At 67.7% G+C, this 13,228-nt stretch carries 10 protein-coding genes; 9 read left to right on the top strand and 1 reads right to left on the bottom strand.

What is annotated here, in order from left to right:
• Positions 1 to 63 precede the first annotated feature (63 nt).
• The 8 genes from VAPA_RS30570 (at position 64) to VAPA_RS30535 (ending at position 10,301) form a co-directional block, all read left to right on the top strand.
• A complete protein-coding gene (locus tag VAPA_RS30570; RefSeq protein WP_021004100.1) occupies positions 64 to 981 on the top strand; it encodes a LysR family transcriptional regulator in 918 nt (305 codons plus the stop codon).
• A gap of 127 nt (positions 982 to 1,108) precedes the next feature.
• On the top strand, positions 1,109 to 1,501 hold the full coding sequence (locus VAPA_RS34980; protein ID WP_155419690.1) for a cupin: 393 nt from the start codon (positions 1,109 to 1,111) through the stop codon (positions 1,499 to 1,501).
• 46 nt (positions 1,502 to 1,547) lie between these two features.
• Positions 1,548 to 2,621: a TRAP transporter substrate-binding protein gene (locus tag VAPA_RS30560; RefSeq protein WP_021004098.1), complete on the top strand. Its 1,074-nt coding sequence runs from the start codon at positions 1,548 to 1,550 to the stop codon at positions 2,619 to 2,621.
• Entirely contained in the window at positions 2,621 to 3,241 is a 621-nt protein-coding gene (locus VAPA_RS30555) for a TRAP transporter small permease subunit (protein WP_021004097.1), read from the top strand. The genes VAPA_RS30560 and VAPA_RS30555 overlap by 1 nt, the downstream gene beginning before the upstream one ends.
• Complete coding sequence (locus VAPA_RS30550; RefSeq protein WP_021004096.1) at positions 3,238 to 4,638, top strand: TRAP transporter large permease; 1,401 nt, start codon at positions 3,238 to 3,240, stop codon at positions 4,636 to 4,638. Before VAPA_RS30555 ends, VAPA_RS30550 begins: the two co-directional genes overlap by 4 nt.
• 22 nt (positions 4,639 to 4,660) lie before the next feature.
• A complete protein-coding gene (locus VAPA_RS30545) occupies positions 4,661 to 5,380 on the top strand; it encodes a DUF2848 domain-containing protein (protein WP_021004095.1) in 720 nt (239 codons plus the stop codon).
• Positions 5,381 to 5,394: 14 nt separating this feature from the next.
• A complete protein-coding gene (locus tag VAPA_RS30540) occupies positions 5,395 to 6,726 on the top strand; it encodes an amidase (protein ID WP_041946862.1) in 1,332 nt (443 codons plus the stop codon).
• A 287-nt stretch (positions 6,727 to 7,013) separates the two neighbouring features.
• Positions 7,014 to 10,301: a hypothetical protein gene (locus VAPA_RS30535; RefSeq protein WP_041946697.1), complete on the top strand. Its 3,288-nt coding sequence runs from the start codon at positions 7,014 to 7,016 to the stop codon at positions 10,299 to 10,301.
• Positions 10,302 to 10,471: 170 nt separating this feature from the next.
• On the opposite strand, the gene VAPA_RS30530 is transcribed toward VAPA_RS30535, so the two are convergent.
• Positions 10,472 to 11,287, bottom strand: coding sequence for an IclR family transcriptional regulator (locus tag VAPA_RS30530; RefSeq protein WP_041946696.1), 816 nt, complete (start codon positions 11,285 to 11,287; stop codon positions 10,472 to 10,474).
• 111 nt (positions 11,288 to 11,398) lie between these two features.
• On the opposite strand from VAPA_RS30530, the gene VAPA_RS30525 reads away from it, so the two are divergent.
• A complete protein-coding gene (locus VAPA_RS30525; protein ID WP_080666903.1) occupies positions 11,399 to 13,210 on the top strand; it encodes an FAD-dependent oxidoreductase in 1,812 nt (603 codons plus the stop codon).
• Positions 13,211 to 13,228 lie beyond the last annotated feature (18 nt).

The following is a 13,228-nucleotide window of genomic DNA, read 5'->3' as shown; positions in this document are numbered from 1 at the left end:
CGACTCGGCAGCGTGAAATATGTCACGCACAGCGCGGCCTGCAACTCCTCATAGACTCGTCCGATGAACGTGCGTTTTCTCGAAGCCTTCGTCTGGGTCGCCAAGCTGGGCAGCTTCAAGGCGGCCGCCGAGAAGATGCACACCACGCAGGCCGGCATCTCCAGCCGCATCGCCACGCTGGAAGAGCAGTTCGGCGTGCGCCTGTTCGACCGCGAGCACCGCGGCGTGATGCTCACCTACCAGGGCACCGAGCTCCTGCCCCATGCCGAACGCATGATCGAGATGCAGGCGCGCATGGTTGCGGCCATGGGCCAGGCCGATGCCTTCTCGGGCATGCTGCGCATCGGCGTGATCGAGACGGTGGCCCACACCTGGCTGCCCGACCTGTTCTCGCGCTTTGCCGAGAAATACCCCAACGCCACGCTGGAGCTGATCTCCGACATCACGCCGAGGCTGCGCGACGACCTGCTGCGCGGCACGCTCGACTGCGCCATCCTGTCGGAAGAGATCACGCCGGGCTTCATCGACAACCGGCGCATTGCCAACCTCGCGATGCGCTGGGTCACGAGCCCGTCGCTCGCGCTCAAGTTCCCGTCGCGCAGGCTGCTGTCCTTTGCCGACATCGCCACGCAGCCCATCATCTCGTTCAACCGCGAATCGAGCGTCTACCGCAACATCGCCCAGAACGCGAGCGGCTGCACCAACCTGCGCGTGAGCTACTTCTCGTCGCTGGGGGCGATGATCGACCTGGCGCGCACGGGCTTCGGCACGGCGCTGCTGCCATTGGCCGTGATCCAGCAGGACCTGCTGCACGGCAAGCTGGTGGTGCTGGACGTCGACCCGGTGCCCATTGCGCTGCCGCTGGTCGCGAGCATGCGGCTGGAGCCGGCGTCGCCCTTGGCCGAGGCGCTGGTCGGCATGGCACAGACATCGTGCGATCAGTTCATCGCCACCTGCCAGGGCGACGTGCTCGCGCCCTGATCCGGCCCACGCCGCGCCCGGGGCTGGGGCGCTTCGATGCGCCAGGGCTGTGCATCACGAAATCCTATCGCCCGCCCAAAGAATTTCCCGTTTGACCCTGCAGGGGCGCGCGACAACACTGCGCGCCATGCACAAGCTCATGACCGGAAAAAGACATCGCGAGTTCTTCGCGATCCGCCCCGATGCGGATGACACCGAATGGTCGCCGGTGGCTTCCACCGCGGGACGCATCGAGGAACTGCTGCTGGCCGACAACCTCGACACCGCCGCATGCACCGGCTCGCGCACCCGCCTGGCCCGCTGGTCGGTGGGCGCGCTGATCGACCGGCCCGTGGTGCACGACTTCCATGAAGAGGTCTTCATCGTCGAAGGCGAACTGGTGGTCGGCTGCGACGCGGAAGGCGGGGGCGGCGAAGCCTTCGGCCCCTACACCTTTGCCTGCCGCCCGCCGGGCGCGGTGCACGGCCCCTTCGTTTCGCGCACCGGCTGCGTGCTGTTCGAGATCCAGTACTACGAATGAACACCCGTTCCCAATCCCGCCCTTTTTTTTGTTCCAGGAGTTCCCGATGAAGCGTCCGCTGTCTTCCCTCGCATCCGTCGCCGTGGCCGCCGCGCTGCTGGCCGGTGCCGCCGCCGCCCAGGTGCCGGCCGGCCCGAAGCTTGCCGTGCAGGCCATCACGCAGGTCGCACCCAACCTGCCGCAGTACACCAAGGTCGACCAGCCGCTGCTGCGCGACGGCATCGCCAAGGCGACCGGCGGCCGCGTGGAAGTCACGCTCTCGTCCTGGCCCGAGCGCAACGTGAACGGCCCCGAAGTCCTGCGCCTGGTGCGCTCGGGCCAGGTCGACATTGCCGCCGCGCCGCTGACCACCGTGTCGGGCGACGTGCCGATGCTCGACGGCGTCGACCTCGCGGGCATGAACGCCGACATCGCCCAGGCCCGCAAGGTGGCCGATGCGATGGTGCCGGTGGCCAACAAGGACCTGGAGCGCCTGGGCATCAAGCTGGTCGCGACCTATCCGTTCTCGGGCCAGATGCTGTTCTGCCGCAAACCCGTGGCAAGCCTGGCCGATCTCAAGGGCCTGAAGGTGCGCACCAACGGCCCGTCGGCCTCGGACCTGATCAAGTCGCTCGGCGGCCAGCCGGTGTCGCTGGCTTTCGGCGAGGTCTACACCGCGCTGGAACGCGGCACGGTCGACTGCGGCATCACCGGCGCCGGTTCGGGCAACGGCGTGAAGTGGCCCGAGGTCACGACGCACCTCTACACGCTGCCGCTGTCGTGGTCGACCTCCGGCTACTTCGTGAACCTGGCGTGGTGGAACAAGCTCGACCCGGCGATCCGCGCACAGTTCGAGAAGACGATGGGCGAGGTGCAGGAAGCGCAGTGGAAGCTGGGTGTGGAAGCCACCAACGACGGCATCGCCTGCAACGTCGGCCGCGCCGCCGACTGCAAGCTGCACACGCTGATGAAGAAGCCCATGGTCGAAGCCAAGCCCGAGGCCAGCGTCGGCGCGTCATTGCAGAAGCACCTGGCCGACGACGTGCTGCCCGGCTGGATCAAGCGCTGCGGCGAGCGCTGCGCAGCGGTCTACGCCGAGGTGATCGCCCCCATCACCGGCATCAAGTACGCGGCCAAGTGATGTTCCGCGCACTCGAGTGGGTGAGTGCCAAGGCGATGACCATCGCCGGCTGGTGCTACCTCGTTATCACCCTGCTTATCTGCTTCGACATCGCGGCCCGGCGCCTGCTGGGCTTCTCGACCGAGGCGACGACCGAAGTCACCGGCTACCTGATGGCCATCGGCATGAGCTGGGGCCTGGCGGGCACGCTGTTCGAGCGCGGCCATGTGCGCATCGACGTGCTGGTGCAGAAGATGCCACTGAAGCTGCGCGTGTGGCTGCACCTGGCGTCGCTCGTCGCGCTCATGGTCGCTTCGGGCTTCTTCGCCTGGGGCGCGTTCTCGCTGACCAGGGATTCGTGGGACTTCAGCGCCACCGACCTGTCGGCGCTGCACACGCCGCTGGCCCTGCCGCAGGGCCTGTGGGCCGCCGGCCTGGGCCTGCTGCTGCTGGCCGTGGTCGCGCTGGCCGCGCGCGCGGTGCGCCAGCTCGCCACCGGCGACGCCGACGGCATGGACCGCATGCTGATGTCGCGCACCTACGTCGACGAGGCCGCCGAGACGCTGGAGGCCGTGGCCGAAGCGCAGCAAGGCATGCAGCAACCCGTCATGCCCGCGGCGGCAGCAGGAGCCTCCCGATGATCGCCATCGTCTTCATCGTCGCCATCGGCATCCTGATTGCCGGCGCGTCGCTCTTCGGCGTGCAGGGCCACGCGGCCGCGGCAGCCTCGGCCAGCGTGCCCTGGTGGGCGCTGGCCGCGGTGCTGGTGGCCTTCGTCGGCTTCTTTGCCGGCGGCATCTACGTGGGTGCGGCGCTGGCCGTGCTCTCGCTTCTGGCGGGCTTCGGCCTGTCGGACCGGCCGTTCTGGAACTTCATCGGCGAGATGATCTGGAGCCCCTCGACCAACTTCGTGCTGGTGTCGGTGCCGCTCTTCCTGCTGATGGGCGAAGTGATGCTGCGCGCCGGCCTCTCGGAGCGGCTGTACCGCGCGCTCAACATCTGGATGGGCCGGCTGCCCGGCGGGCTGCTGCACACCAACATCATCTCGTGCGGCGTGTTCTCGGCCGTGGCCGGCTCCAGCGTGGCCACCGCCGCGACCATGGGCTCGGTGGCGCTGCCGTACTTCGAGAAGAGCCACTACCCGCCGAAGCTGGTGCTGGGCTCGCTTGCCGCCGGCGGCGCGCTGGGCAACCTGATTCCGCCGGGCATCACCTTCATCATCTACGGGCTGATCACCGAGACCTCGGTGGGCGCGCTGTACCTGGCGGCGGTGGGGCCGAGCATCCTGGTGGTGCTGCTGTTCACCGCGGTCATCCTGTACTACAGCTACCGGCTGAAGCTGCACGGCGACGAGGCCTCGAAGGCCATCGGCTGGAAGCACCGCATCGCGAGCCTGTCGGACCTGGTGCCCACGGCGCTGCTGATCACGCTGGTGCTGGGCACCATCTACGCCGGCTGGGCCACGCCCACCGAATCGGCCGCGCTGGGCGTGGCGGGCAGCCTGCTGCTGGCGCTGGTGGACCGCAAGCTCAAGTGGAAGATGCTGGCCGAGTCGATGCGCGCCACCGCGCGCACCACCTCGATGATTGCGCTGATCCTGTTCGGCGCGTACTTCCTGAACTACATCCTGTCGTCGCTGGGCATTCCGCAGATGCTCGCGAAGTTCCTGACGGGGCTGCCGTTCCCGGGCTGGGTGATCATGCTGGTGATCATCGGCTTCTACCTGGCGCTGGGCACCTTCATGGAAGGCATGTCGATGGTGATCACCACCATTCCGCTGCTGTTCCCGGTGGTCACGGCGCTCGGCTACGACCCGATCTGGTTCGGCGTGGTGATCACCATGCTGGTCGAGATCGCCATGATCAGCCCGCCCGACGGCACGGTGCTCTATGTGCTGCAGGGCATGCGGCGGCAGCCCGGGCCCATCACCGACGTCTTTGCGGGCGTGCTGCCCTTCATGTTCGTCTACATGCTCGCGATCATCGTGCTGATGGTGTTCCCCGCCATCGCGCTGTGGCTGCCGGCCTATCTCATGTGACCCCCCGTTCCCGGAGCCTTTCATGTCATTGACCCTTTCATTCGCCTGCGAAAGCGTGGCGGCCGACGGCACGCGCTCGGCACAACTGCTGTCGGTGCTTCCGCGCCAACTCGTGATTGCCGGCTGGACCGGCCGCGACGCCGCCGCCATTGCCCACCACATCGAAGAACTCGAAGCCATCGGCGTGCCGCGGCCGTCGAGCGTGCCGCTGTACTACCGCGTGAGCGCCGGGCTGCTCACGCAATCGGCCGCCATCGAGGCCCTGGGCGCGCAGAGCTCCGGCGAAGCCGAGCCGATGCTCTTCTGCGCCGCCGGCGAGTGGTGGCTCACCGTGGCCTCCGACCACACCGACCGCCGCGTCGAGACCTACTCGGTCGCGGTGTCCAAGCAGATGTGCGCCAAGCCGGTCGCAACCACCGCCTGGCGCTGGCGCGACGTGGCGCCCTACCAGGACGAGCTGCAGCTGCGCTCGCGCATCCTGGAGGAGGGCCGGTGGATCGACTACCAGCAGGGCACCTTCGCCTCGATCCGCCCGCTGGCTGCGCTGCGCGATGGCATCTACCAGGCCGAGGGCGGCGACGAAGGCCGCTTCATGACCTGCGGCACGCTCGGTGCCATCCCCAACGGCAAGGGCGAGGGCATCCGCCCGGCCACCGAGATGGAGCTCGAGATCCACGACCCGCGCCTGAAGCGCAGCATCGTGCACCGCTACGCCGTGCAGGCGCTCGAGGTGGTCGCGTGACGGCCGCCGCCGGCATGGACATCGCCACGCTGCGCGGGCGCATCGCGCGCGGCGAGGTGTCGCACGAAGCCGTCGTGGCGCGGGCGCTCGAAGACTCCGAAGCACCGGCCGCACTGCACGTGTTCACCAAGCGCTACGCGCAAGCGGCGCTGGCCGCCGCGCGCCATGCCGATGCGGCGCAGCGCGCCGGCGTCGTGCTGCCCGCGCTCGCCGGACTGCCCGTCACGGTGAAGGACCTCTACGACGTGGCCGGCGAAACCACCATGGCTGGCTCGGTCGTGTGCGAGGGCGAACCCGTGGCCGCCGCGGATGCCGTGGCCGTGGCTCGCCTGCGCAGCACCGGCGCGGCCATCATCGGCAAGACCAACATGACCGAGTTCGCCTTTTCCGGCGTCGGCATCAACCCGCACCACGGCACGCCGCGCAATCCCGCGGATGCCGCCGTGGCGCGCATCCCCGGTGGTTCGTCGTCGGGCGCTGCGGTATCGGTGGCGCTGGGCCTCGCCGTGGCAGGCCTGGGCTCCGACACCGGCGGCTCCATCCGCATTCCCGCAGCGCTGTGCGGCCTCGTCGGCTTCAAGAGCACCCAGGGCCGGGTGCCGCGCGCCGGCGCCTTCGAACTGGCGCGTTCGCTCGATACCGTCTGCGCCATGACGCGCAGCGTGGCCGATTGCCTTGTCGTCGATGCCGCCATTGCCGGCACGCCGCTCCCGGTGCGTCGGCGTCCGCTGCAGGGCCTGCGCCTGGCGGTGCCGCGCACGCTGATGTTCGACGGCATCGAACCGGCCGTGGCGCAGGCCTTCGACCGCGCGGTGAGTGCGCTGTCGGCGGCGGGCGCCATCGTGGCCGATGTCACGCTCAGTGAGCTGGCCGAGATCGCCGGGATCAATGCACCGGGCGGCTTCTCGCCCGTCGAGGCCTCGGCCGTGCATCGCGCGCGCATCGGTGCGCAGCGCGAGCGCTTCGACCCGCGGGTCGCGGCCCGCGTGGACCTTGGCATGTCGGTCGGCGCCGCCGACTACATCCTCATGCAGGACCACCGCCGCGAGTGGATCGGCCGCGTCGAAGCCGCACTCGAAGGCTTCGACGCCTTGCTCTGCCCCACCGTGCCGATCGTCGCGCCGGCCATCGACGCGCTCGCGGCCGACGCCGAATTCTTCAAGGCCAACGGCCTGCTGCTGCGCAACACCTTCGCCATCAACTTCCTCGATGGCTGCGCCTTCAGCCTGCCATGCCACCGCGCGGGCGAACTCCCGGTGGGGCTGATGCTCTCTTCGGTTTGTGGAGACGATGCGCGGCTCGCGGCTGTTGCGCTGGCGGTGGAGGAGACGTTGGGCGCCTGCTGATGTCCCGAGCTGACGTTCAGGGCCTGGATCTCGTCGCCCGCGCAGGCAAAGGCATGGACGGATTCCATGCCGTGTTACGTGGTACGCGACCCCCCACGTAACGTAGCAAGGGCCAAAAGCTTGGGTGCCTGTGACGAACGGCGGTAGTTCCTCTGCGCGCACGAACAGCCAAAAAGCCATTTGAATCAACGGCTTGCGATCAATCGCGAGAAGCTTCTCCGGAATGGAAGGGCAGTGGCATGCATGTTGCCACTTGTGACCATCCAACCAACGAGGAGGCCTCTCACATGACCGCGTCACAGACATCGATCCCATCCACTTCCGGAGCCGTCAACAGCGACGTCATGCCGGTGGTCATCGCTCAAGCGACGGTGACCCCCATCGCTCCGATGGGATCGGCAGCAGTGCCGCCGGTCGCCTCCTCCGGGCCGTCCAGCATCGGATCGCTTTCCAATGCCACTCCCGGCACCGCGCTGATTCGCGACGGCGTCCGGATTCCCGTGGACGGCAGCCACGCCCTTCTCACCGGCGACCGCGTACTGGTACCCGAAGGTGGCCAGGCCGAGGTGCTGTTTCCTGGCTCGCCCTCCAACAAGGCGCCATTGGCCGGCGTCTTTACCGGTGGCACCGACGCGACGCTCGGATCGACCAAGCTGCCGGGCGGCCTCGAGCAGGTGAACGTCGACGTTGCCTCGGGCGACCTCAAGATCACGCCGCCCGACAACGATGCCGATGCGGCAGCTGTTGCCGTCACGAAGGCGCACACCGGTGCAGCCGGCATCGGCCTGGGTGAGTTCGCCCTGGGCGCGCTCGGCGCAGTCGCGCTCGGCGCGGCATTGGGCGGTGGTGGCGGTGGCGACGGCGGAACGGTTCCGTTCTTCCTTGGCAGCGGCGGCGGCGGTACGGGGGGTGGTCTTGATGATGGCGACAGCGACAGCGACAGCGACAGTGATGCTGATGCTGATGCTGATGCTGATGCTGATGCTGATGCTGATGCTGATGCTGATGCTGATGCTGATGCTGATGCTGATGCTGATGCTGATGCTGATGCTGATGCCGATGCTGATGCTGATGCAGATGCCGATGCAGATGCGGATGCAGATGCGGACGCCGATGCCGATGCGGACGCCGATGCCGATGCCGATGCCGATGCAGATGCGGACGCCGACGCCGATGCCGATGCCGATGCCGATGCCGATGCCGATGCCGATGCAGATGCAGATGCGGACGCCGATGCCGATGCAGATGCAGATGCAGACGCTGATGCAGACGCCGATGCCGATGCCGATGCCGATGCCGATGCTGATGCAGACGCCGATGCCGATGCCGATGCCGATGCCGATGCCGATGCTGATGCTGACGCTGACGCCGATGCCGATGCCGATGCCGATGCCGATGCCGATGCCGATGCCGATGCCGACGCAGATGCAGATGCAGATGCAGATGCAGATGCAGATGCGGATGCGGATGCCGATGCAGACGGCGATCACCTGCTCGATCCAGGCGATGACCTCACCGGCGGCTTGATCGGCTCGACCGGCGACAACCTGGGCCTTGGTGGTTCACTCACGCCGGTATCGGGTGTGATCGACGGCACGACCGACCTGATCGATGACATCGTGTCTCCGATCCTGGGCGAAGAGTTCACGCGGGACGATCCGAACCAGTTCGATCCGGTGGACGACTTCACTGAAACAGTGGTCGACAGCGTGGACGGCGTGGCAGCTCCCATCGTCGACGCCCTGCTGGGCGAAGGCGCCACCGATGCGCTGGTCGGCCAGGTCGACCACGTCACCGATGCACTTCAGAATGGCCTGGACAACCTGGTGGGCGAGAACGGCATCCTGAGCGGGGCGACCACGGCGCTCGGCCTCGATGGCGTCATTGATGACCTCGTGGGCGACGGCGGCGTGGTCGGCGACCTCGTCGAAGGCGTGCTTGGCGAGGACAGCCTCCTCAGCGGCCTGATGGACGAAGGCGGACTGGTGGGTGGGCTCCTCGCCGAAGACGGCCTGGTCGGCAACCTCCTGGGTGAAGACAGCGCCGTCGGCGGGCTGCTCGGCAACGTGCTGAGCGACGAAGGCATCGTTGGCGGACTCCTGGGCGAAGACGGCGTCCTTGGCGGGCTGCTGGGCGGCCCGCTGGGCGAAGAGGGCCTGCTTGGCGGCCTGCTCGGCGGCGATGGCGCGCTCGGTGGTCTCCTTGGCGGCGACGGCTTGCTCGGCGGCCTGCTGGGCGGAGAGGGCACGCTGGCTGGTCTGCTGGGCAGCGAAGGCCTGACGGGCGGCCTGCTGGGCCAGGACGGCGTGGTGGACAACCTGCTCGGCACGAACGGCGTCGTGGGCGGCCTGATTGAAGGCAGCCCGCTCGGTGGCCTGCTGGGCGGCGAAGACGGCCTGCTCGGCGGTCTGACCGATGGCGTGCTGGGCGACGACGGCCTGCTTGGCGGTCTGTTGAGTGAGGACGGCCTCGTGGGCAACCTGCTCGGTGGCGACCTCCTGGGTGGCGACTTGCTCGGCGGTGACCTGCTGGGCGGCGTGCTGGGTGAAGACGGCATCGTCGGCGGCCTGCTCGGTGGCGACCTCCTGGGCGGCGACTTGCTCGGCGGTGACCTGCTGGGTGGCGTGCTGGGCGAAGACGGCCTCGTCGGCGGCCTGCTCGGTGGCGATCTCCTGGGTGGCGACTTGCTCGGCGGTGACCTGCTCGGCGGCGTGCTGGGTGAAGACGGCATCGTCGGCGGCCTGCTCGGTGGCGATCTCCTGGGTGGCGATCTGCTCGGCGGCGACTTGCTGGGTGGCGTGCTGGGCGAAGACGGCCTTGTCGGCAACCTGCTCGGTGGCGACCTCCTGGGCGGCGATTTGCTGGACGGTGTGCTGGGCGAAGACGGCCTTGTCGGCAACCTGCTCGGTGGCGACCTCTTGGGCGGTGACTTGCTCGGCGGTGATCTGCTGGACGGCGTGCTGGGCGAAGACGGCCTTGTCGGCAACCTGCTCGGTGGCGACCTCCTGGGTGGCGACTTGCTCGGCGGTGATCTGCTGGATGGCGTGCTGGGCGAGGACGGCCTTGTCGGCAACTTGCTTGGTGGTGACCTCCTGGGCGGCGATCTGCTTGGCGGCGTGCTGGGTGAAGACGGCCTCGTCGGCAATCTGCTCGGTGGCGACCTCCTGGGAGGCGATCTGCTCGGCGGTGATCTGCTGGATGGCGTGCTGGGCGAAGACGGCCTTGTCGGCAACCTGCTTGGTGGCGATCTTCTGGGTGGCGACTTGCTCGGCGGTGATCTGCTGGATGGCGTCCTCGGTGAGGATGGCCTCGTCGGCAACCTGCTCGGTGGTGACCTCTTGGGTGGCGATCTGCTCGGCGGCGGTCTGCTCGACGGCGTCCTGGGCGAAGACGGCCTGCTTGGCAGCCTGCTCAATACCGCCTCCCTCGGAGATGCTGCAACGGCATTGCAGCCAGTCGAGGAAGTGGCTCCACTCTCCGATCTGACAGGGATCGTCACTCCGATCACCAGCCAGGTCGAGCAGGGGCTTGGCGGAACGCCGGTTGCCAGCATCCTGGACGGTCTGCTGGGCTGATCCGGTCTACGTCGTCTTCCTCGCGAGGACGGTGGATACCGAAAGGGACAGGCCTTCGTGGCCTGTCCCGAACAAGCCGGTATGGATCTGACGCAGTGCAACTGCTGTCGTCGGATCGGCGACGCGCGTACAGCTGACCACGCGCCTTCGGGTCGACCCTTGACGTAACGTCAGGAGCCAGTTGCCGCAGCGGATTGCTTCGGAGAAGCAGTTTCGTCGCGGCCGATCCGCCGCGAGATTTCAAGGGCGCACTTGCGCAGCGGCGTGGCGATCGCTCCATCCCAGTGGCTGTCGAACTTGGCTGCCGGTCCCATCACCAGAATGCCGAGCACGATGTGCCCTTCCGAGTCGAACACCGGCGCGCACAACGCGTCGATTCCCGGGATCGGCTGGCCGAGCGATCGCGAGAGGCCGTGCTTGCGGGTCTCCGCCAGGGCGGTCTCGAGTGATTCGTGCGGGGGCACGGCCTCCGCGGCCGTCCCGTAGCTGAGGCGCGCGAGTTCGTCGGACAGCAGGCGTTCCACAGTCTTGGGCGGCATGTAGGCCGCGAACAATCGCCCGGTCGCGGTATTGGCTAGCGACATGACCGTGCCCGTGCGCAAGTTGACGTGCAGGGGTTCGATCGGCTCCTCGAGCCGCACGATCGTCGGGCCCAGGTTTCCCCAGACCGCAACCGCCACGCTCTGGCCGGTTTCGGCCGCGAGCGCCTCGATCAATTGCGATGCCTCCTTCACCGGATCCATGCGCCGCAGACGCGTGAGGCCGAGCTGAAGCGCGAGCGGCCCCAGCTCGTAGTGCCCGGCGTCCGTCTGGGTGACGAACCCCACCTTCAGGAAGCTGACCATGTACGGATGGGCCTTGCCCGCCGTCATGCCCGCGGCCTTGGCCAGATCCTTGAGCGCAAGAGGCCGCACGTGCCGCGCGAGCTGCACCAGCAACCCGCTGCCGAGCTCGATCGATTGGATGCCGCGCCGGCTTTTTTCCATAGGAGGTGCCGCAAAACGAGAAGGCTGGAGTGTATCCATAAGGGTTTTCCATGACCATTGCAGATTGCTTCGAGTTAATCATACTGCTTGATATTGTCGAATGCATTGACAATGATCAGACGCTACCTACAATCCGCTCCCAACCCGGCTTTGGAGACTTCGTTGATTCAGGAAAACATCACGGTTGACGTCCTCGTCGTGGGCACCGGCGCGTCCGGCATGGCGACGGCAATCACAGCGGCTTCGCAAGGGCTGAAGGTCCTGGTCGTGGAAAAGGAAGCCCGCTTCGGCGGCACCACCGCACGCTCGGGCGGTTGGCTCTGGATTCCCGGCACGCGCCTGGCGACCGAGCAGGGCATCATGGAGCCGCCGGGCGCGGCCAAGGCCTACCTCCGGCACGAGACGACGACCCACTTCGATGAAAAGCGCGTGGACGCCTTTCTCGAGAACGGGCCGAAGGCCATCGACTTCTTCACGAAGAACACCTGCGTGCAGTTCGACATGCCCGCGGTGTTTCCCGACTACCACGCCGAAGCGGCGGGTGGGCAGCCCGGCGGCCGTTCGATGGTGACCCGCCCGTTCGATGGCCGCGAGCTGGGCAAGCGCATCAAGCAACTCGCGCCGCCGCTGCCCGAGCTGACCGTGTTCGGAATGATGTTGGGCTCGGGGCCCGAGATCAAACACTTCATGCGGGCCTTCAAGTCGCCGGCGTCCTTTGCGTATGTCACCAGGCGGCTCGCCAGGCACTTCCTCGACGTCCTGGCCCACGGCCGCGGCATGACGCTGACCAACGGCAATGCGTTGGCCGGGCGGCTGGCGAAGGCGGCCATGGACCTGGACATCCCGGTGTGGCTTTCGTCGCCGGTCAGGAAGCTCGTGGTCGAGTACGACGGGGTGGCCGGCGCGCTGGTGCAGCACGAAGGCCAAACCGTTCGCGTCGATGCAACGCGCGGCGTCGTTCTCGCCTGCGGAGGCTTCCCTCATGACGTCGAACGCAGGAAGCAGCTGTTCCCGCATGCACCGACCGGCAAGGAACACTATTCCCCGTCGCCCGAGTCGAACACCGGTGATGGGCTGCGTCTTGCAGAAGCGGTCGGCGGGCGGGTCGATCCGACCATCCCGCATGCCGCGGCATGGGTGCCGGCATCGGTCACCATCCGGCCCGATGGATCCAAGGGCGTGATGCCCCATTTCATCGACCGTGCGAAGCCCGGCGTCATTGCCGTGACGCCCAAGGGAAAGCGCTTCACGAACGAGGGCAATTCGTACCATGACTTCGTCCAGGCCATGGTCAAGGCCTGCGAAGGGGAGCCGGAGGTGTTCGCCTGGCTCCTGTGCGACCACAAGGCGCTGCGCGACTACGGCCTGGGCTGCGTCGCGCCGGCGCCGCTTCCCATCGGGCGCCACCTTCGCAGCGGCTACCTGAAGCGCGGCGCTACCGTGGGCGAACTGGCGCAGCAGATCGGCATCTCGCCAGCCGTGCTCGAAGCCACCGTGGCGGAGTTCAACGAAGCCGCGCGCCATGGGCAGGATCCCGCCTTCGGCAAGGGCAGCAAGGCCTACAACCGCTACCAGGGCGACGCGCTCGTGACGCCCAATCCGTGCATCGCTCCCCTGCAGAGCGGCCCCTACTACGCGATCAAGCTGGTCGTCGGCGATATCGGCACCTTTGCCGGCCTGGCGACGGACGAGCACACCCGCGTGCTCGACGCCGCAGGAAAACCGATCAAGGGCCTGTATGCGGTCGGCAATGATGCAGCGAGCGTGATGGGTGGCAACTACCCAGGCGCGGGCATCACGCTCGGGCCGGCATTGACCTTCGGCTACGTGGCGGCCATGCAGCTGGCGAAGGCCGAAGCCCCGGCGAAGCGAACGCAGCAGGCCGACCGCCGCAAGCCCGTGGCGATCGGCCGCGCGGCCTGATCCAACGACCCAACCAAG

It is taken from the genome of Variovorax paradoxus B4, assembly GCF_000463015.1.
Classification (GTDB): domain Bacteria; phylum Pseudomonadota; class Gammaproteobacteria; order Burkholderiales; family Burkholderiaceae_C; genus Variovorax; species Variovorax paradoxus_E.
This window is presented reverse-complemented; position numbering and strand designations above follow the sequence as displayed.